This is a genomic window from Buchananella hordeovulneris, from assembly GCF_001907235.1.
In the GTDB taxonomy this organism is placed as follows: Bacteria; Actinomycetota; Actinomycetes; order Actinomycetales; family Actinomycetaceae; genus Buchananella; species Buchananella hordeovulneris.
Genome location: NZ_MQVS01000001.1, coordinates 71,519 through 92,210, shown reverse-complemented (window position 1 = coordinate 92,210; position 20,692 = coordinate 71,519). Strand labels below are relative to the sequence as shown.

15 protein-coding genes are annotated in these 20,692 nt (G+C 67.6%); 8 read left to right on the top strand and 7 right to left on the bottom strand.

The genetic code is table 11. The features are described from left to right. The first annotated feature begins 175 nt into the window (after positions 1-175). Together BSZ40_RS00405 and BSZ40_RS00400 are read left to right on the top strand one after the other, a co-directional pair. Positions 176-598 (top strand): hypothetical protein, encoded by a 423-nt coding sequence (locus BSZ40_RS00405; RefSeq protein ID WP_073822151.1) that lies wholly within the window; start codon positions 176-178, stop codon positions 596-598. Between the two features lie 29 nt (positions 599-627). Further along, on the top strand, positions 628-2,202 hold the full coding sequence (locus BSZ40_RS00400; RefSeq protein WP_073822149.1) for a hypothetical protein: 1,575 nt from the start codon (positions 628-630) through the stop codon (positions 2,200-2,202). A gap of 134 nt (positions 2,203-2,336) precedes the next feature. Here BSZ40_RS00400 and eccCa read toward each other — a convergent pair whose 3' ends face one another. Then, complete coding sequence (eccCa, locus tag BSZ40_RS00395) at positions 2,337-6,359, bottom strand: type VII secretion protein EccCa (RefSeq protein ID WP_073822147.1); 4,023 nt, start codon at positions 6,357-6,359, stop codon at positions 2,337-2,339. A 196-nt stretch (positions 6,360-6,555) separates the two neighbouring features. On the opposite strand from eccCa, the gene BSZ40_RS00390 reads away from it, so the two are divergent. Together BSZ40_RS00390 and BSZ40_RS11180 are read left to right on the top strand one after the other, a co-directional pair. After that, entirely contained in the window at positions 6,556-7,896 is a 1,341-nt protein-coding gene (locus BSZ40_RS00390) for a ubiquitin family protein (protein WP_073822145.1), read from the top strand. Continuing rightward, a complete protein-coding gene (locus BSZ40_RS11180) occupies positions 7,893-9,626 on the top strand; it encodes a hypothetical protein (protein WP_084542501.1) in 1,734 nt (577 codons plus the stop codon). Before BSZ40_RS00390 ends, BSZ40_RS11180 begins: the two co-directional genes overlap by 4 nt. 209 nt (positions 9,627-9,835) lie before the next feature. On the opposite strand, the gene BSZ40_RS00385 is transcribed toward BSZ40_RS11180, so the two are convergent. Beyond that, positions 9,836-10,120, bottom strand: a complete 285-nt coding sequence (locus tag BSZ40_RS00385) for a WXG100 family type VII secretion target (protein WP_073822143.1) — start codon at positions 10,118-10,120, stop codon at positions 9,836-9,838. 23 nt (positions 10,121-10,143) lie between these two features. Further along, positions 10,144-10,455, bottom strand: a complete 312-nt coding sequence (locus tag BSZ40_RS00380) for a WXG100 family type VII secretion target (protein WP_073822141.1) — start codon at positions 10,453-10,455, stop codon at positions 10,144-10,146. Between the two features lie 203 nt (positions 10,456-10,658). Here BSZ40_RS00380 and eccD point away from each other — a divergent pair, with 203 nt between their 5' ends. The 4 genes from eccD to BSZ40_RS00360 all read left to right on the top strand — a co-directional run bounded on the left by eccD (position 10,659) and on the right by BSZ40_RS00360 (position 15,676). Then, positions 10,659-11,969, top strand: a complete 1,311-nt coding sequence (gene eccD, locus BSZ40_RS00375; RefSeq protein ID WP_073822139.1) for a type VII secretion integral membrane protein EccD — start codon at positions 10,659-10,661, stop codon at positions 11,967-11,969. Beyond that, positions 11,970-13,310: a type VII secretion protein EccB gene (gene eccB, locus BSZ40_RS00370; RefSeq protein WP_073822137.1), complete on the top strand. Its 1,341-nt coding sequence runs from the start codon at positions 11,970-11,972 to the stop codon at positions 13,308-13,310. Continuing rightward, a complete protein-coding gene (locus BSZ40_RS00365) occupies positions 13,307-14,557 on the top strand; it encodes a S8 family serine peptidase (protein ID WP_084542500.1) in 1,251 nt (416 codons plus the stop codon). The genes eccB and BSZ40_RS00365 overlap by 4 nt, the downstream gene beginning before the upstream one ends. A 105-nt stretch (positions 14,558-14,662) precedes the next feature. Further along, complete coding sequence (locus BSZ40_RS00360) at positions 14,663-15,676, top strand: DUF4349 domain-containing protein (protein ID WP_073822135.1); 1,014 nt, start codon at positions 14,663-14,665, stop codon at positions 15,674-15,676. Between the two features lie 101 nt (positions 15,677-15,777). On the opposite strand, the gene BSZ40_RS00355 is transcribed toward BSZ40_RS00360, so the two are convergent. The 4 genes from BSZ40_RS00355 to BSZ40_RS00340 all read right to left on the bottom strand — a co-directional run bounded on the left by BSZ40_RS00355 (position 15,778) and on the right by BSZ40_RS00340 (position 20,664). After that, entirely contained in the window at positions 15,778-18,321 is a 2,544-nt protein-coding gene (locus tag BSZ40_RS00355) for an ATP-dependent Clp protease ATP-binding subunit (RefSeq protein WP_073822133.1), read from the bottom strand. A 143-nt stretch (positions 18,322-18,464) separates the two neighbouring features. Beyond that, a complete protein-coding gene (gene dtd, locus BSZ40_RS00350) occupies positions 18,465-18,896 on the bottom strand; it encodes a D-aminoacyl-tRNA deacylase (RefSeq protein ID WP_073822131.1) in 432 nt (143 codons plus the stop codon). After that, positions 18,896-20,053 (bottom strand): CAF17-like 4Fe-4S cluster assembly/insertion protein YgfZ, encoded by a 1,158-nt coding sequence (gene ygfZ / locus BSZ40_RS00345; protein WP_073822130.1) that lies wholly within the window; start codon positions 20,051-20,053, stop codon positions 18,896-18,898. Before ygfZ ends, dtd begins: the two co-directional genes overlap by 1 nt. Continuing rightward, a complete protein-coding gene (locus BSZ40_RS00340) occupies positions 20,050-20,664 on the bottom strand; it encodes a heme-binding beta-barrel domain-containing protein (RefSeq protein ID WP_073822128.1) in 615 nt (204 codons plus the stop codon). The genes ygfZ and BSZ40_RS00340 overlap by 4 nt, the downstream gene beginning before the upstream one ends. Between the last annotated feature and the right edge of the window lie 28 nt (positions 20,665-20,692).

Here is a 20,692-nt window from a genome sequence, read left to right as displayed (position 1 = left end):
ACCTACGATTCAGCCCCCTGCTAGGTCAGCCGTCACGGAACGTGCACTACCAGGGCAACTGGGGCTATCGCCCCCTCGTCGCCCCTGATGGCACCCAGCCCCCTGCCGCCCAACGGGGCTATGGCGTAACCTACGACACAGCCCCGATGGTTTGCTGACAGTGAGGACCCACACCATGAGTAATGAAGAGTTGTCTGTCGACTACGAGCTGGCCGAGCGCCAGCGCGCGCAACTAGCGAGCGACGGCAAGGCCAGCCTAGAGGCCTCCATCGCCGCCACTGAGTCCTGGCTGGACAAGCAGACCGTGGCCCAGTGGGGCGTGCAACCCGGCGCAGACTATTTCCGCCGCGCCTACCGCGATTTCCTGGAGACATTCATCGCCCACCTAAAGGGCAATATTGCCCAGCTTGACGAATTCACCACCCGCCTCCACCGCGCCCTACGCGAGTTCCAGAATAACGAAGAAGAGCTACAGGAAGTTGTTCATCAAATAGTTGCCGAAATAGACGAAAAATCGCAGAAGAATTTATTTGTTCCTGTCAATAAACCCATCAACCCCCAGGGGCACCCCTCGTCCCCTTACCTGCGGATGGAATAAAACAGCTATAACAATGTTGGAGGACCCCCATGCCTGATGACTCTAAATATAAAGAGCTGCAGCAAGTAGCTCAATTACCCTCGTCATTTACTGCCGATGAGACTGGGCCCCTATTCGACACCATTGCGGAATGCAAGGTGGCACTGGAGAAGTTCCGTGAGGCCACCGGTCTGGTGGGGCAGACTGCCAGTCAGTTGACTGAGTGGTCTGATCGGATGTTTCGGCTACTGGAGGTACAAGCCGAACATGTGGGGCATGCTAACGAGCAGTACACCCAGGCCATCGAGTCGTTGGATGTCGCCCGGCAGGAGTTTGCGCAGTTGTCGCCGGAGTTGATGACTCCGGCGGAGAAAGAACGTTTGGGGCAGGTGAAGATTGCGTATAAGAACGGGGAGATGATGTCCGGCCCCGAACTAGCCGAGGCGATTGCGGCCGACCGCAAGGCCCAACGCGACGCCCTGGCCGAGAAAACCCTGAATACCATGAACACGGCACTCAGGGAGGTCGGCGGAGCAATCAAGCAGCTCAAAACCGGCCTAGAAGCAGCCTCGTCCAGCAACGACGTCTTGTACGGCCCCCCTCCCGGGACGAAGAGTTTCCTCCGGGCAGCCGACTTTGGTAGCGGCGCCACCAGCGCTGGCGGTGGTGGTGGTTTTGGGGGCGCTGGCAGTGCTGGCGGTCTGCCTGGGGGCGGGTCGCCGGGAAGTGTTGGCCTGCCCGCGGGTTTGCGGGGGGCAGTTTTGCCGAATGGCGTGAGCCTGCCGGGTGGTCCGGGTTTGCCTGCGGGCCCGAGTGTTCCGGGTGGCCCGGGTATGCCGGGTGGTTCGGGTGGTCCGGTTGGGGTGGTGCCTGATGGGCCGAGTGGGGCGGTGGCCCCGATTGGGAAGGTGCATTTGCAGTTGCGGCCTGATGGGCCGGTGACGGGTTATACCCCGCCGGCTGTCAATCAGTTGGATTCTCCGGCTTGGCGTAGTGATTATCAGATTCCGGGCTTGCCTAAGCCGCCTAGTCATGGTTTGGCTGGTGGGGTGTTGGGTGGGGTTAGTGCGGGTGGGGCGGCCTTGGCCTCTCGCCTGGGCCCATCTTCCACCGCTGCGGCGGTGGGGCGGGTGGCGCCCATGGGTGGGGTGATGGGTATGCCCGGTCTGGGCGCCCCCACCGCTACTGGTGGGGCGCGCGTGGGTGGGGCGCGCCCGCCGGTGGGTGGCATGCTCGCCCCTAGCAGCGGCACCGCGGCGGGGGCTAAGGCCCCCACTGGTGGTACCCGGCCCGCGATGGCTCGGCCCGGCGCGGCCCGGGCGGGGATGGGGCCGGTGAGCGGGGTTGGGGCCACGGCCACCAGCCCGGCAGGCAAGCCAACCGGCACCACCGGCTCGGCCCGCCCCGCTGGTGCGGCCCGGCCCGCTGGTGGGGTGTGGGGTGCCAACAGTGCCGCCGGGGGCAAGGATAAGAAGGATCAACGCGCGGCCCGGCCGCACCTGCTGGGCTACCAGCCCACTCGCCTGACGGAAGAAGACGCCCCCCAGATCGATCCCAGCATCTATGGGGCAGGCAACGCCCAAAACCTCCGCCCCGCCCCCCGCGACGACAGCGACGAATGGTAACCAGCCACCACCAACCCCCAAACTAAAAATAAGGGGGCCGCCAAACACCTGCAGTGCTCCCCGGAAGAAGGCACCCGATTACCGGACCCAACTTCCGGGGAGCACTCCACACCCCCACCCGCCGACCCCGCGCGTTATCCCTGTCCCGGCGTCCACCCCAACTGCGCCACCTGCAAACCAGCATCCCGGGAGATGACCTGCACCCGCCCCGGCACAGAACGCACAGCCTTAACACGCCCAATCACCGCGCCATCATCCGGGTTACCGGACAACAACATCACCGTCGTCCCCAGCTCGTTCATAGACTGGGCAATCGGCTCGTACAGTGCACGCGACGCCCCACCCATGCGACGAGTAATAATCAGGTGCAAGCCAATGTCAGCGGCCTGGGCCAACAGTGGTTGCAACGGCAACAGTGGATTACCCGCACTCGTGACCACTAGGTCGTAGTCATCCACCAGCACCCAGGCCTCGGACCCCGTCCACCACGAACGATCCCGCAACATCTCCGGTGTCACATCGTTACCGGGCAGCCGGGTAGTCAAATACTTGGCCAGGCCCTCCATCTGCGCCTGAATATCATCACGCTTCGTGATGTAGGCCGCCGTGTAATCCTGTGGCAACAGCCCAAGCATGGCGCGCCGCAGGTCGATCGCGAAAATCTTGGCTTCCTTCGGGGAATGCGTCCGCATCACCTCACGCGCCAACAATCGCAAGAAGGAAGACTTGCCCGACTTCGGGTCCCCTAGCACCAACAGATGCGACTCGACCCGGGGCCGGAACAGCAACGGCCCCATGCGAGTCTCTTCGATCCCCAACACCAGCTTGGCGGCCGCCCCCCGGCCCTGCGGATCAGCGCCCGGCAAAGCCAACAACTCTGCCACCTCGATACGCTCCGGCAGCAACCGCAGCTTCGGGCCCGGGCCGTGCGGTGCCGCCTCGGCGATAGCCTGCAAAGCCTGCGTCACGCCCGCCCCCACCGTGCTCGGATCCGAATCCCCATCGATGCGCGGTAGGCCCAGCAGCATGTGATGCTTGCTCATCTCCAAACCCCGCCCCGGCTTCCCGTCGGGCACATTCATCGCTGCCTTCCGGTCAATAGTCGAATCGCTGGCCTCGCCCAGCCGCAGCTCTATGCGCGTGCCGATCACGTCGCGGATCTGCTGGCGTAGATCCATCCACCGCTGCGAGCCCACAACCAGGTGCACCCCAAACGTCAACGCCCGCGCCATCATCGTCTGGATCCGCATATCCAGACTGTCGAAGTCGGCCCGCAGGCTGTCCCAACCGTCCACGATCAGGAAAACGTCGCCGTAACCGTCGTCGTACTGACCGGCCGCCCGCCCTCGCCGATAAGTCGTAATCGAATCGATGCGGTGCGCCCGGAAATACTTCTCCCGGTCGGCCAGAATCGCGTCGATCTCCGCGAGCATACGGTTAATGACGTCCTGCCGGTCCCGGGTGGCCACCCCCGCCACGTGCGCCGCGCCCTCGAACGACGCGAACGTTCCCCCACCCAAATCAATGATGTAGAACTGCACCTCTTGCGGGGTGTGGGTCAAGCTCAACGCCAGCACGAGCGACCGCAGCGCCGTCGACTTACCCGACAGCGGCCCCCCAATAATCCCGACGTGCCCGTTGGCACCCGCCAGCTCCACCTCCAGCCCGGCCCGCCGCTGCTCCAGCGGCAAGTCGACGATGCCCAGCGGAATACGCAGCGGGCCCCGCTGCCGCCAACTCGGCGAATGCAGCCCCAACTCCGGGGTCACAGTCAGGTCGCCCAGCAGACTATCCATCGTCTCGGGCACCTCCAGCGGCGGCAGCCACACCTGGTGGGCGGGCGTGCCCTTACCGCGCATCTGCTCCACCGCAATGTCAATCTCCGACATCCCGACCCAGCGTTCGTCTCCCGGCAGCACCGTCGGTTCGTTGCTGGCCACCTGGGTGTCCTCCCGCTGCAACACCGGCGCCACCGTGAACGGCAGCAACTTGACTTCCCGGCCCGAGCCGTCAGACGTCGTCAAGCCCGCCGTCACCTGACGGGCAGGCGGTGGGGCTGCCACATAGGAGGCGCGGAACCGGATCATCTGGTCCGTGCCCGGCTTCAGGTACCCCACCCCGGGATAGTTCGGCAGCTCGTAGGCGTCCGCAACCCCGAGCACCTCTCGGGACTCGGAAGCCGAGAAGGTCCGCAAACCCATACGGTAAGACAAGTGCGAGTCCAAGCCCCGCAAGCGCCCAGCTTCCAACCGTTGGGAAGCCAACAGCAGGTGAATGGACATTGACCGCCCCAGGCGCCCCACGGCCACGAAGATCTCGATGAACTCCGGCTTCGCCGACAACAGCTCCGAGAACTCGTCCAGAATGATGAAGAGCGCGGGCAGTGGCGGGCAAGAGTGCTTGCCCGCCCGCCGATCGGCCTCATAATCGGTGACGTTGGCGTACGCTCCGGCCTCCCGCAGCAGTTCCTGGCGGCGCACCATCTCGCCACGGATCGCGTCCTGCATCCGGTCAACGAGCGACAACTCCGACTCCAGGTTGGAAATCATTGCAGACACGTGCGGCAGATCCGCCATGCCCGCGAAAGTCGCCCCACCCTTAAAGTCGACCAGCACGAAGTTCAACTGCTCCGGCGAATGGGTCAGGGCCATCGCCAGCACGATGGTGCGCAACACCTCCGACTTGCCGGAACCCGTGGCCCCAATGAGGAGCCCGTGCGGGCCCATGCCCTGTTGGGCGGCCTCCTTGATGTCGATCAGCACCGGCACCCCCTCCGGGGTGACCCCGAATGGGACCCGCAACCGGTCTCGCCCCTCCCGGCGTCGCCACTGCCGCTCCGGGTCAAAGTCGCGAATGTCGCCGATGCCCAGCAGCTCCATCAGGTCCACCGACCGCTTCGGGTCCGTCTGCCCGACAGCCGCCTCCACCGAGGGCCGCGACTGGGTCTGCCACCGCAGCATCCGCCGCGCCACCGCCTCCGCCTGCGCCAACCCCATTTGGTCAGGCACGGTCTCCAGCGGCGGATGGTCGAGCAGCAACACCTCCATCTGCCCGGGATCGGATTCGTCGGTCCCTGGCCGCAACACCATGCGCACCGTGGTCCGGCTGGTCAAGGCGCCCCACGACGCCATCAGGCGCACCACCGTGACCCCCTCCGCCCCGTTGATGAGCGGCAGAATCCCGGCCGGGGCCTGCTGACCATCCAGCACCAGCAGCAGGTGCGGCCAGTCGGTGTGATCGCCGCGCGGCGTGAACGGGGATCGTCCGGTCAGTTCCTCCCCCAACAGGCCTGCCAGCTCTGCCGCGTCCGTCGATACCAGGCGGGCGGCCCCGAGCGCGTCGGTGCTCTGCGTGGAGCGGGCGTGCGGTAGCCACTTCAGCCATTCCCATTGGCTTGCCGCCTCCGGAGTGGTCAGGACCGCGATGCGCAAAGCTTCGGGAGACAAAAAAGTCGCCAAGTGGGTGAGCAAAGCCCGGGCCTGGCTGCGGGTGTCCGCGACCTGACCACACAGCTCAAAATGGCTGAAGTCACCCAGCATCACCCCAAACGGCATCTGATCCACCGTGGAGTGGGCCGCCAGGAACCGGCTCAGCGCCGAGTGGCAGACGACGTCGGGGTTGGCCAGGGCCGGCAACTCCGGCTCCACCAGTTCCATCGCCAGATCCTGTTGCGAAGTGCCCAGGCGCACGCTCAGCGAACCCGGGTCGGACATATCCCGCTCCCACAGGCGCACCCCGTCCTCCGTCAGCAACACCAACGTGTCCGGGTTGGGCAAGTGCCAGCTGACGCAGGCCCGCTGCTGCTTGGCCACCGTCCGCACCGTCTCGCGCATCTCCCCGAGGTAGGCGAGGTATTCGCGCCGCAGCGTCGAGACCTTCTTCCGATGCCCGCCGATCTGGCGATACAGGTTGAACCCGACCATTGACAGCATCGCCACTACCATGCCTCCGGCCATGAGCAGCATGCGCGGATTGGAGTTCTGGGAAAACGCCATGAACGCCATGACACCCATCGACCCCATCATCGGCAGCACCATCGCCAAAATGTTGCCCACCCCGGCCGGTTCGGCTTGGTCGGGTGGAGCCTGCAGCATCAACTGCCCCTCAGGCATTTCCGGAGCGACGGCCGTGCGACTACCCGGAGCTAGGGTGGCCATGGGGTTCCTCCTTTGGGCGGCCATATCTGTGGCCGTAGACACAGCGGCATCCTACGCGGGATCATTGCCGGGTGTTGACCTCAGGGTCATTACCGGTGCATTCGCCCTCTACTTGCCCCATAGGCCACGTACTATCGTCGACACTCGGGGGCGTCCCGCTCGCCCGGCCCGCGGCCGCGATACTTAGGAGGACTGGATGGCTGGCTCCTTGACTTCCGCGACCATCGTCGACGTTTACGGCAGGCACGACGTCGCGGTCCCCACGGGCACGTCCCTGGGTGGCCTCCTGGACCACCTGGGCATAGACCACACCCCCGGCACTCTGGTTGTCGCCGACAACAACGGCAAAACCGTCGACCTCGACGACGTCTTCGGCTCGCACCTGCCCCCCGGCAGCCTGCTGACCATCACCCGCGGCACCGACACCCGGCAGGCGGAGGTCCGGGCCATCACCGAAGCCACGCGCAGCTGGTTCCACCCCGTGCTCGGCCTGGTCGCCGCCTTTGGGATCCTCATCGTGCTCGAAGCGACCTTGGTGGCAGAGGTGTGGCTGGCCCAAACGTGGGCACCCGCTTGGCTGCGTTGGGCGCTGGCGGCGCTCTGTCTCGCCCTGTCCCTAGCGTTACTGGCGCGGCGGCGCGTGTGGACCAGTCCGTGGCTCTGCCCGCCGACGACGGCCTGTGTCGGGCTGGCCGTGGCGGGCCTGCTGACACCCGACGCCCTGGCCGCCGCCAGCCTGCTGCCCACCCTCGCCGCGTGGGGGGCATTGATGGGGGCCCTCTTGGCTTGGACCTTGACCCGTGGCACCGTCTTGTTGACTGCCGCCTACGTCTGGGCGGGCCTCGCCATCACCGCCACCGTGCAGGCCACCCTCGGGGTGCCGTGGACACAGTTGGCGCCCTTCGTGCAGGTACTGGCCACCGTCGGTGTGACTGTCGCCCCCCAATACACCTTCCGGGTGCCGGACAGCCAGTTGCTCGACTTACCGCTGGTGACAACGTCGGCCCCAACGGTGCGGGCGCCCGCCGTCGTCGCTCCCGTTCCCATCACCCACCGCCGGGTCGAACGCTCCCTGCGGGAAGCCACCGCCCGTGGCCAGGTTCTGCTGCTGTTTTGCTGCACCCTGGTGGCGGTGACCGCCCTCCTGAACGTGCAGCTGATCGGACTGGCTACCTGGGCGGGGCGGGCGGCACTCGCGCTGCAGTTGGCGTGCCTGGGCGTGCTGCTGGTGACCCCGCGCCACCACCGCGAGCGCGGGGCGCGTGCCTTGCCCCGCCTGACGGCACTCGTCTTGGTGCTGGCCACCGCCCTCGGCTCGCCGCTCCTGCCCCAGGTGGGGGCGGCCACGATGGGGGCAATGCTGGTGGTGGCCGCCTGTGGGGTTTGTGTGGGCACGGTGCTGCACACGACCAAACCAACAACGCCGCTTTTCGGTCGTTTCTTGGATCTCGTGGAGGCGTTCAGCCTCCTAACGCTCCTGCCAGCCGCTAGTTTGGCGGCAGGCCTATTCACCCTAGTGCGACAGGTGATGTCATGACCCGCACCGCAACCTCCGATTCCCACTTCCCGGCCTTCGGGGCCCCGCCGCTGCCGCAGGTTGCCCCGGCGACGGGCGGCAAACTCCTGACTGCGCACCTGCTGGATGTCGCGTGTCTGGCGGGCTTGGGGGCCGTGGCCTGGCTAGTGCGTCCCTCACCCGGTTTCGTGGGGATGATCGTGGGGGAAGGACTCGTGGTGTTGGCGCTGACGCGCGCGATCCTGGGCCGTTCCCCCGGGGCTTACGTCACGGGCACCGCCTGGGTGCGGGTTGGCACCAATCAGGCCCCGGGCCTTGGGCGAGCATTCGCCCGCGTCGGGTTGTTGACGCTGCTGTTGTTGACAGTCGTGGGGCCCGCTGTCTCCGTCGCGCTGTCCCGCAATGGCCAGGACTGGGTGGATCGCCTGCTCGGCACCAGTGGGGTTGACGTGCGCCAACCGGTGCCCGCGTCAGCGGGTTACGCTCGCCGCCCCGCCAACGTCGGGGCGAGTAGAGCGGGCGCTGGTCGTTCTGCTCCGCTCCCGCCCCCACCGCCGCAACATGCCGCCCCGGCAGGTGGCCGCCGCGCGGATCGTGGCGGCTCGCGTCCCGACTCCCTCGGCGAGGCCCATTCGCAGCGGGCTCGGTCGCGGGTGGCCGTTCCCGCCGGCGCGGGGCTACCCAGCGCGGCCGTCGGGCAGGGCGCATCCGGCGGCAAGGACAGGGCGGGGACGCCCACCGGCCAACACCCGAGCGGACCGGGTGGACCGGGTGCAGCCATCCCGATGCCCCGCCCCGTCACCCCACCCGCACCACTCGGCGCGGCACGCCCCACAGCCCCCACCGGCACCGGCGCACGAAACCCCGGGGCTCCAACCGCCCCCACGCCCACCGGCCAGCACCCGAGCGGACCGGGTGGGCCGGGTGCATCCATCCCGATGCCCCGCCCCGTCACCCCACCCGCACCACTCGGCGCGGCACGCCCCACAGCACCCACCGGCGCCGGCGCACGGAACCCCGCGGTCCCCCACCCGGCACCGCCCGCAGCAGGGCCGCGCGCGGTGCCCACCCGTCCCCCGTCATCGCGCACCGCGCAGCCCTCGACCGCCGGTGGGGAGCACCAGGCTGGGCCCCGCGTGTCCCCCGTGCCACCCCCGCACTCGGCGGCGACCACTGGGCGCGCCAACGGCGTCAACCCGGCCCCCGCAGCTGCCCTACCCCCCAACATCACCCCGCGCCGCAGCGCTGAGGGAACCGGGGAGCCCTCTGGTCGCCACCGCGCCAACGGCCCGGGCCCGGCCACCCCTCGGCTGCACACAGTCGCGTCGTCCGTCCCCACCCACCGCGCGCCAAGCCCCTCCGCTGTGACGCCATCGGGCTCGACCCCGCGCGTGCCCGGCGGCTTCCTGCCGGGAGCCACTCCGTCAACCACACCACCGTCGGAAGGGCTGACGGGGCCTATCCCGAAGGTCGAAAGCCGCCCGGTGCCGACGACTGCCCAGTTGTCGCGCTCGGTGTTGCTCCGGCCGGGGCCCGCCCCGACAGAGGACGGTAGGCCGAAGCCCGCCCCGACGGGGGGCGGCAAGTCGACACCTCCCGCAGGCGCCAGCCCGGCCCAGCCGCAGGTGCATGTCATCGAACCCCGGAGCGGCAAAGCCTCCCAGTCACCCGAGTCGGCTGGGCCGCAAGTGCACGTCGTTGGTCCCCCGCGTACGCGCCGCGCCGCCCGCCGTGCGGAGCCGCCACGCTAGGCGGAAAGAACCCAGGCAGACTGCTGTCGCCGAGCGGCCCGCCGCGTCGAGCCGCCGCAGACGCCTGGCGGACCAGAGGCCGGAGCGAATGCCCGCGTTGTCCCCGCAGTCCCGTCGCAGGGCTACCCAGACACGCCCAGACATCCGGGCACAGCTAAAAGGGGGGTCCCGCCTGCATGAACAGGCGGGACCCCTCTTAGCGAGCGTTCTTACATGAACGCCTGCGCGTTGGTCGAGTCGACAGACGCGTAAGTCTCGCCCGAAGACTCCACCATCCGGCCAATGCGGGCGAGCACCTCGCGCATGTTTTCCATGCCGTCGGTCCACTTGCCCTTGGCGATCAGGTAGGCCTGCTGGGCATCACCTTCCCAGTTGCTCTTCAGCTGGGACAGTTCCGCGTCCATGTTGGCCAGGATCGACTCAATGTGGGCCGCACCCGCGGCCACGTCAGCGGCGGCGGTGGCCAAGACAGCGTAGTTAACCCTCAAGTCCATTATATGTCTCCTTTACTGTCCGTTTAGCCGAGCGACTTGGCGATCGAGGTGTAGACGTCCGCTTCGGCGGAGTCAGTGGCTTCGTACTTTTGCTGCGCCCCGCGTAGCTTGGCCTCGAAGTCCTCCAGTGCATCGGTCACCGTACGCGAAGACACGGTCCATGCCCCCATAAGCAGGTGGAAGGCCGCAGCAGCGGGGCCATCCCATCCCTTACCCATGGCGGCGATCTGCGACTCCAGAGTCTTCAACCGACCACGAAGCTCTTCGCGAGTGCTGGACACGGTGTCTGCACCACGAAGAATTGCACCTTCGGCTGCCGAAAGCTGTCCTTCCATACTGTCCTCCAAGTAATGGATCGATAGATAAGTATGCCCAGTCGCAAACTATCTGTGACAACGCACACAGTAGGTAATATTACTGCCGCCGTCTACCGGAACGGACCTGTATGGGGCAGAAACGGGGCGGACGCCAGTAGCCTGGGGCAGAGCCAGGAACCTAGCATCGGTTCGAGGCACGATGAGGCACCTTGGAGGAGAGAATGAACGACTTGGCACCTGCGTCAGCGCCGACCCTGCTGCCAATCTCCGTGTCCTACGACGGCCAGACCGCCGATCTCTCCGTTCCCGCCGAGGTGCCGCTGGCTGAATTGCTCCCGGGCCTGGCCCGGGCGTTAGGGCGCCTGGACACCCTGGCCGCCTCTGAGGGCTACGCGGTCTTTACCTCGGTCGGCAAGCGCCTCGGTCAAGAAAAATCCTTGCGGGCCCAGAAGGTTGCCGCGGGGTCGGTATTAACCCTGCAGCCGCTCGCGACTGCCGCCCGCGAGCAACGATACGACGACCTCGTCGAAGTCGTCAGCAAATCGGTGGAGAAAGACCAGGCCCCGTGGAAGCGCAGCCACTCGCTGCAATTGTCGGCGCACACCGCCGCCCTCCTCATTGCCGTCGCGGCCCTGCTCATCGCCTCTGATCGCACCCACTCGGCGGCAGCCGCCGCCGTGGGCATCGTGGGGGCACTGTTGGTGGTACTGACGGCCGCCGTCGTCGCCCGCGTACCATCCCGCGGTGGCGCCCTGTCGCTGGTCCACACCGCGCCCCTACTGCTCGGCAGCGCCGCCGCTGTGCTGGGCTCGGACAAGTGGGACAGCGCCGCGTTGCTGGCCGCCGGGGTGGGCACCACCCTCGGCGCCCTGGGGGTCTTCGCCCTGCCCAGTGACCTCCACGCCTCCCTATGGGGCCCAGTCACCGCCGGGGTATGCCTGAGCGTGTTCGCCGCCCTAACCAAGTTCGCTGGCGTCTCCAGCCCGGCGGCCGCGGCCGGCGTCTTCGCTTTCCTCGTCCTGCTGACCCTGGCCGCCCCCTGGGTGGCGTTGGCCCGCTTCCCAGTGCGGGTCACGGGGGAGATAGACAACGACCTAAACCCCGACGTCATAGCCGCCCAAGTGGCGGCCTCCCACATGTTCGTCGTCTCCGTCAAACTCGGCGCCTGCCTGACCCTGTTGTTCCTGGCCCCCTTCCTGGCGGGATCCCTCACGGCGATAGCGCTGCTGGCCTGCACCGGACTGTCGCTCATGCTCACCACCCGCTTTCTGCGTTCCCGCGTGGAGGTGCTTGTCGGCGTGATCACCGGCATGGTGTTGACCGTGGGGGCCACCCTCGCGCTGGCGCTCCTGCAGCCGAGTTGGGTGCCGGTGGTCGGCGGCGCGGTGCTGCTGGCGGCCATCCTGCTGTTGGTGACCAACGTGGTCAACGCCCAGTTGCGTCCGACCCTCACCCGCATCGCCGACGCCTGCGGCGTGTTGGCCCTGCTCGCCATCATGCCGCTGACCGCACTCTTGTGGGGAGTCATCTAAGTGCCGTCGAATAAGGACATCCTCGAAGCCCAACGCTTCAACCGCCGACGCCTGATCACGGCGTTCTCCTCTGGCGCCCCCGGGGGACGGGAGTTGGAACCTCGCTCTCCCCTGCGGCCCCTCTTCGTGGGGCTCCTGCTGGCGTTGGTGCTGCTGGCGGTGGCGGCGGTGGCTGGTCGCTTCGCCCCAACTTTGCCTGCCAACTGGCAAAACTCGACCGTAATCGTCGTCAAAGGTACCGGCGCCCGCTACTACTCCATTAACGGCATCCTGCATCCGGTCACCAACATCACCTCCGCCAAGCTCTTGTCCGAGCCCGGCAACTACCAAACCAGCGAAGTTTCGGCCTCGACCATTGCCGGCATCAACCGGGGACCCCAGGTTGGTATCACGGACGTGCCCGACGACGTCCCCGCCGCCGCCGCACTGCAATCGTCCCAATGGACCACCTGCGCCCTGCCCGACGGCCCGCACACGTGGGTGGCCACCACCCCGGCCGAACTAGAGGAGGCCTCCACCATGCTGGTGGAGGTCGAGGGGGACGTCTACCTGCTGCACGGCTCAACCGCCCACCCGATCCCCGCCGAGTCCCGCAACGGGGTGCTGCTGGCCCTCGGGCTGGAGACAGCCCCCCGCACGCAGGTTCCGGCGGCCTGGCTCAGCATCTTCACCACCGGCAGCCCACTGACTGCCCTGACGCTCACCAACGTCGGCCAACCGACAACCGGCATGCCACCGAAACTGGCCAACGCCAGCATCGGCACCATCGTCGAGGTCGCGGAGGAAAACACCTCCCGCTTCTACGTGGTTTCCGCCCCGCAAACTTTGGCGCCATTGTCGCCGGTGGCCAAAGCGATGTACGGCCTAAACAAGTCCGACGCCCTCACCCAGACTCCCCTCTCGGTGACGGTGGCCGACATCGCCCAGCTGCAGGTCGACGCCGACGGGGTCGCCCCCGCCGACTGGCCGACATCCATCAGCTTGCCCACCACCCCCGGCCTGCTGCCGTGCCTGCGGCTAACCACCCAGGAGGAGACCCTCAGCGCCCAGTTGGCTGCCCTGCCCGTCCCCAAGGAGGACTTGGGCGCCAACCCGGTCACCGTCGGCGGCGGCTCGGGGGCCTTGGTGCGGCTGACGACGGGGGGCGACCTGGGGGCCGTCTCTTTCATCTCCGACATCGGCAAGTCCCACAGCCTGGGCGCCGACCCGACCTCGACGCTGGCCCACCTCGGCTGGAGCCCGGAGGATATCGTCGACATTCCGGCTGCCTGGGGCAAGTTGGTGCCCGCCGGCGGCACCATGACATCCGAGACCGTGTGGCAGACGGTGGAGAAACAGTGAGCGGGCGGGCAGCGTGCCGCCGCACCGTCGGGGTGACACTCAGCGTCGGCCTGCTGCTGGCTGGCCTCGGGGCGCCCGCACACGCCGCTCCGGCCCCCAGCCCGTCGCCCGCCGCCCAACAGTGCGAGGTCGGGGTGGAGCGCCTCATCGCCGATCCCCCACCGATCATCGCGCAGCTGGGTATGCCCGCGGCGTGGGAGTTGTCGCGCGGCGAGGTCGTGGTGGCTGTCGTCGACTCAGGGGTAGCGTCCCAAAATGCACACCTGCAGGGCGACGTCGTGCTGCCTGGCCTGGACCTGCTGGACAACAAGAATGCCCACGTCGACGAGTACGGACACGGCACCGCCATCGCGGGGCAGATCGCCGCCCGGCAGGTGGAAGGCTCCGGATTGGTGGGGCTCGCCCCGGCCGCCCGCATACTGCCGGTGCGGGTCTACCAGGATCCCGACGAGCGCACCACACAGGCCGGGCGGGGATTGGACGTGGGCCGGACGGCCGCAGGCATCCGGTGGGCGGCCGACAACGGTGCCCAGATCATCGTCGTGGCCCTGTCCACCCCTGAGGATCACCCAGCGCTACGCGAGGCCGTGGAGTACGCCGACGCGCAGGGCGCCCTCGTGGTGGCCTCCACCGGCAACATGCGTGAAGGAGAGGACCCCAACGCGCCCCGTTTCCCGGCGGGCTACGACCAAGCCCTAGCGGTCACCGCCGTCGACCTGCGCGGCCTGCCATCCACCAGCGTTGTGCAAGGCGAGCACATCGACATTGCCGCCCCCGGCATGGCGGTGCCCTCCGCCTTCCTGGCCTCCGGCGACTGCATTTTTGCCGGTGACCAACCCTCGTCGTCGTACGCCACCGGCTACGCCGCCGGGATTGCCGCCCTGGTGGCCGGACGGTTCCCGCACGAGCGGCCCGCCCAGTGGAAGTACCGGCTGCTGGCCACTGCCTCCCGCGCCACTCCCACGGACCACAACCGGGCTACCGGCTGGGGGCTAATCTCCCCGGTAGCGGCCCTAACCTTTGTTAACGACGGTCGTCTGCCTGGCCCGGCAAACCCAGATTTCGCGCCGCTGCCCTCTGCCACCCCGGCCCTGCTGGCCCGGCCCGCCGCCACCGATCTCGCCCCCGCGCAAGCCCAGCGTCACGGCGCCCTGACGATTGCGGGTAGCGGAGCGGCCGTGACCCTGGGGGCCCTGCTGGTGGCCAGCCTGGTTCGGCGCCGCCGCGTGGCCGCTGACCGCCACTAGGGCGGGACCGCTACCACCAGCTCGCAGGTTGCGATCATGTATCGAAGGTGGGGGCGTTCGCCCCAGCCCCTGCCGCACAAATGTGATGCTCCCTACATTGGGGGCATGAAGAAAACTGCGTATTCCCGTTTTTTGGCGGCTTGCACGGGCCTGTTACTCCTGGTCGGCTGCGCGTCCGGTGGTGGCAGCCAAAGCACTGCCGACCACGGCGAAGCCCCGGCCGCCGAACACGCTGTACCCGCCGACACGAATCGCTCCGCTGCACTTGGCGAAGCGGCGACCGATGGGGGCCTAGAAAACACCGCCCCGCAAGCCCGGCAGGAGCAAAAGCTCATTCAGACAGGTTCGGCCCGGGTCCGGGTGGACGACCCCGAGGCGGGCCTGGCTGCGGTACGCACCAAGATTCAGGAACTGGGCGGACGCCTGGACAACATCGGCACCTCAACCACCGACGGACGTGTTTCGGCCACCATGACCCTGCGGGTACCCAGCGACAAGTTCGACGGCTTCCTGCAGTACCTCGACGACCTCGGCAAGGTGGAAAGCACCAACGTCTCCGTCTCCGACGTGACCCTGGAATACCGGGACACCGAGGCACGCATCAAAACCTTGGAGGCCTCTATTGCCGGGTTGCGTGAACTGTTGCAGAAGTCAGCTTCGGTGGAGGAACTGCTCGCAGTGGAGACCCAGTTGACCTCCCACCAAAGCGAGCTAGATGGCTTGAAGGCCCAGCTGCGCGTGCTGGAGGACCAGGTCTCGATGTCGACCCTGGACTTGGAGCTGCGCACCAGTTTCGCCTACGAGAGTCCCGATGATTCTTTCTCATCGGCATTCCGGGAAGGCTGGCAGAACCTCGTGAACTTCGCCAAGGGACTGGTGCGGATGCTGCCGCTCTTGCTGGTGTGGACCTTAGTCCTGGGCGCTGTGTACTGGCTGGCCCGCAGGCTTGTGCGCCGCTACCAGCACCGCCAGGCCGCTGCCGCCGGGACGCCGGACGCGGCCTCCGCCCCGCCCGCGCGGCAAAGCGACCCCGACGACGCCCTGCCCGCGGCCCCGCCAGCGGGCACCCCGCTGGCTCCCCTGGACCAGGTAACTGCCCGGCCGCCCGCCACCGACTAGGCGGCAGTCACCGCGCCACCGGGGCGGCACGCCCGACCGCCGAGCAGAAAAGGGAGGTGGGCCCGGACTTTCCGGGCCCACCTCCCTTGGGCTAACGCTGGTTAGGCGTCGTGCGGGGCGTCCGCAGCGTGGCGACCGCGCGGGGGCTCGGCAGCGCCCTGCCCCTCCGCCCCCACCAGCTCCGCGATGGGCTCCTCCGCGAACGTCCGGAAGACGAACTCACCCAGCGGGCCCTCCCCTTCCGCGTCAACGATTACCTTCTGCCCCGGCTTGATCTCACCGAACAGAATCTTCTCGCTGAGGGCATCCTCGATCTCGCGCTGGATCGCCCGCCGCAACGGCCGGGCGCCGAGCACTGGGTCGTAGCCCTTCTCCACCAGCAGCGCGCGCGCAGCTTCGGTCAGTTCCAGTTGCATGTCCTGGTCCCGCATGCGCTCATCCAACCGCGCCATCATCAGGTCAACGATCTGGGCGATCTCCGGCTTCTCCAACTGCGGGAAGATCAGGATCTCATCCACGCGGTTGAGGAACTCCGGCCGGAAGTGTTGCCGCAGCTCCTCCCGCACCTTGGTTTGCATGCGCTGGTAGTTGGTGGCGACGTCGCCGTCTGCCTGGAAGCCGGTGAGCACCCCCTTGCCGATCTCACGAGTACCCAGGTTTGTCGTCATGATGATGACGGTGTTCTTGAAGTCGACCACCCGGCCCTGCGAGTCCGTCAAGCGGCCTTCTTCCAGGATCTGTAGCAGCGAGTTGAAGATGTCGGCGTGCGCCTTTTCTACCTCGTCGAAGAGCACCACCGAGAAGGGCTTGCGCCGCACCTTCTCCGTCAGCTGCCCGCCCTCGTCGTAGCCGACGTAGCCAGGCGGGGAGCCGAACAGACGCGAAGCGGTGTGCTTCTCACCGTACTCCGACATGTCCAGGGTGATCAGGGCGTCCTCGTCGCCGAAGAGGAACTCGGCGAGCGCCTTGGCTAGCTCCGTCTTCCCCACGCCCGTGGGCCCGGCGAAAATGAACGACCCTCCGGGGCGCCGCGGGTCCTTCAACCCGGCGCGCGTGCGGCGGATGGCCTGCGACAGGGCCTTGATGGCGGCGTCCTGCCCAATGACGCGCTTGTGCAACGCGTCCTCCATCTTCAAGAGCTTGGCGGACTCTGCCTCGGTCAGCTTGACCACCGGGATACCGGTCGCCATCGCCAACACCTCGGCAATCAAGTCTTCGTCGACCTCCGCGATATCGTCGAGGTCTCCGTTGCGCCAAGCCTTGTCCTTTTCTTCACGCTGCGTCACCAGGCGCTTCTCCTGGTCACGTAACCCGGCGGCCTTTTCGAAGTCCTGGTCGTCGATCGCCGACTCCTTCAAGCGCCGCAATTCGGCGATCTTTTCGTCCATCTCCCGCAGCTCCGGCGGTGCCGTCATGCGGCGAATGCGCAGCCGGGCCCCCGCCTCGTCGACTAGGTCGATGGCCTTATCCGGCAGGAACCGATCGTTAACGTAGCGGTCGGACAGCGTCACAGCGGCCTGGATGGCTTCGTCGGTGATCATCACGCGGTGGTGCGCCTCGTACCGATCCCGCAGCCCCTTCAGGATGGCCACGGTTTGCTCCAGGTCCGGCTGTTCGACGCGCACCGGCTGGAAACGCCGCTCCAGTGCCGGGTCCTTCTCAATGTGCTTGCGGTACTCATCCAGGGTGGTGGCCCCGATGGTCTGCAGTTCACCGCGCGCCAGCATTGGCTTCAGGATCGAGGCGGCATCGACCGCCCCCTCAGCCGCCCCGGCCCCCACCAGCACGTGGATCTCGTCGATGAACAGAATGATGTCGCCGCGAGTGCGAATCTCCTTCAGCACCTTCTTCAGGCGTTCTTCGAAGTCACCGCGGTAGCGCGAGCCCGCCACCAGGGAACCCATGTCGAGGCTGTAGAGCTGCTTGTCCTTCAGCGTCTCTGGCACGTCACCGCGCACGATCGCCTGCGCCAGCCCTTCGACCACGGCGGTCTTACCGACCCCGGGTTCACCGATAAGAACCGGGTTGTTCTTGGTGCGGCGCGAGAGGATCTGCATGACCCGCTCCATTTCGGCCGCCCGCCCGATCACCGGGTCAAGCTTGCCTTCCCGGGCCGCCTGCGACAGGTTCCGGCCGTACTGGTCAAGCACCGCCGAGCCCGACGGCACGGCCTCCTTCGGTCCCCCCGCCGACACCGGGGTCTTGCCCTGGTGGTCGGAGACCATCTGCAGCACGGTGTCCCGAATCTGGCCGATGTTGGCCCCCAAGTTGGTAAGGACCTTGGTGGCGACCCCGTCGGACTCCTTCAACAACCCCAGCAGGAGGTGTTCGGTGCCGATGTAGTTGTGTCCCAGTTGCAGCGCTTCCCGCAGCGCCAGCTGGAATACCGTCTTCACGTGCGGAGTGAAAGGCAGATTGTTCTTCGGCGCGGGACCATCAGAGCCGATCTGTTCCACCACCTCGGCGCGCACCGCTTCCAGGGTGATATCCATCTGCTCCAGGGCCTTGGCCGCCACGCCTTCCCCTTCGGCGATTAGCCCCAGCAGGAGGTGTTCGGTGCCGATGTAGTTGTGCTCAAGTCGACGCGCCTCGTCCTGCGATAGCACGACGACGCGGCGGGCACGGTCCGTATAGCGCTCAAACATGCATCCTCCCTCAGCGCGGGCGCACTTCACCCGGCGTTCGCTCAACCCTAGCGACGCAGCCGCGGCCCGTTTCGCGGTTTTCGCCTCGGGCGTGAGAGTCAGGCCGAATGTTCACCGAGGGCGAGCAGCTCCCCCGCCAACGGCTAGGCGCGGGAATCCAGCAACACCGTGAAGGGGCCGTCGTTGACGCTGGCGACCTCCATCATGGCGCCAAACCGCCCGGTCTCCACGGGCAGGCCCCGCTCGCGTAGTAACTGGCAGACCCGTTCCACCAGCGGCTGTGCAACCGGGGCGGGAGCGGCCGCCCCCCAGGAGGGGCGCCGTCCCTTCCGTGTGGCACCGTGCAGCGTGAACTGGGAGACCACCAGCACGGGGGCACCGACCTCGACGGCGCTAGCTTCGTCGGCCAGGATCCGCAGGTCGGCGATCTTCCGCGCGAGGTATTCGGCGTCGGCGGCGGTGTCGTCCACGTGCACCCCGACTAGGGCCAGCAACCCTGGCCCGGGCAGGGCGGCGATCTGCTGCCCGTCCACCCGCACGGAGGCGGACTGCACGCGAGTCAGCACGGCCCGCATCAGTGGTGTCCCCGCAGTTCAGCGCCGGGCCGCTGCGCCGGAGACACCGAGGATTTGCCTTCCACGTTAACGATCTCCGTCTGGGTGGCCGGGACCTCTACCGGCGTGGGACGCCCAGGCACGTCAGCCAGACACGTCAGCTCCGCGGTTGGCTCGACGCCGCGTTTGAGCAATGCCAGCGCGATCGGCCCGAGTTCGGGGTGCAAGACACTAGAGGTCACGTGCCCCACCTCGCGGTCGCGCGGCCCGCCCCGCAGGGGTGAGCCGGGGCCGGGCAGCACGTCGAGCGATCCGTCCAGGTGGAGGAACGCCAGGCGCCGCGGCGGGCGGCCCAGGTTGACGATGCGGGCAACCGATTCCTGCCCGCGGTAGCAGCCCTTTTGCAGGTGCACGGCGGTGCGCAACCAATCCAGTTCGTGTGGCACGCTGCGCGCATCGACCTCGCGCCGCCAACTTGGGCGCCACCGTTCGATCCGCAGGGCCTCCCAGGCCAGTAGCCCGGCCAAGCTACCGTGCTGGCTCCAGGCGGCTGCCAGCTGCGGCAAGTTCGCCACTGGCACCAGGCTCAGGCCGACGACGTAGTCCGCCCCCGGGTGGGCCCCGGAGTAGTAGGTGGCGCCCCCCTCGCAGGTGCCCGGCCACGGGTCTATCCACGGCGTACCGACCGCCCCCGGGAAGGCCAAAGTGTGGGCCAATTGCCCGGCGGCCGCCTCCCGGTCACCGCCGACCTGCAAGGCCGCCCCGACAGCGGCCAGATCAGTGCGGCGTTGCACCTCCACCCGCAGCATGAAGCGCATCGATTCAAGGAAGGCGACGGTGGGCTCGGCGTTACCGGCGTCCAGAATAAGGAAGGTGGTGGCCCCGTCGTCAATCACCCCGGCGGCGGTCTCAATACGTCCGTTCGGGTCCAGGATCAGCAGCTCGCGACTCTGTCCCGGTTGCTGTTCCCGCACGACGTTGCTAGCCAGGGTGGTGAGCCACGACTGCCGATCTGGTCCCGAGACAGCGACGATCTCTAGATCGGAGCGAATAACCAGCCCCCGTCCCGCGACTAAGGCCGCGTACTCACTAGCCACCTGCCCGTAGTGGGCGGCCAGATAGGGGCCGGTGACGTCCGTCGGTGCCACCGCGTCCGGGTGCAGCGCGGGCAGCGTCATGACACGCGCGCCAATCGGCCGGAGAAGTAGGGACTTTCTTCATTGCCGAAAGCCGCCAGGTAGCTGACCACCATCAGCTCGGAGTTGACTAGCCCGAAGAAGCGCCGCATCGAGTCAACTTGGGCGGCCTGCGGGGTGGCGCACACACACTGGCTGGAAACTTCGATCCGCGGGCCCGCCACGGAACCGGTCCAGGTGCCCACGTGCCCGGCCGGGTCGGCACTCACCAACTCCAGGCTGGCGGGAATGGCGTCGGTGCCAGCTCCTTCCGGGGCCGGGGCTGCTCCCGGCAGGACCCGCCAATAGGTGGTCTCGGTGGACCAGATCTGGGTCGGGGTGAGCGCGCCGTACCCCTCGGCGCCCCCCACCTCGACGTTGACGGCGCCCGTGGCGTCGTTCCGGAGGGCCGCGTGCCCCGCGGGATCGGTGGACCAAATGGTCCACACCTGCCGCAGGTAGGGACCCCCGTCGTGGTCGAACGTGATGTCGTGCAGCACGAGGGTCGCGTCGATGCCGGGGTAAGCCAGTTCCCCGAATCCGCGCCACGTGCCGACGAGCCAAGCAAGCGGATATGTTTCGGGCGCGAGGCCCTCAGGCAGAGTCATTGTCATGGGCCCACCCTACGCCGAGCAGGCCCGC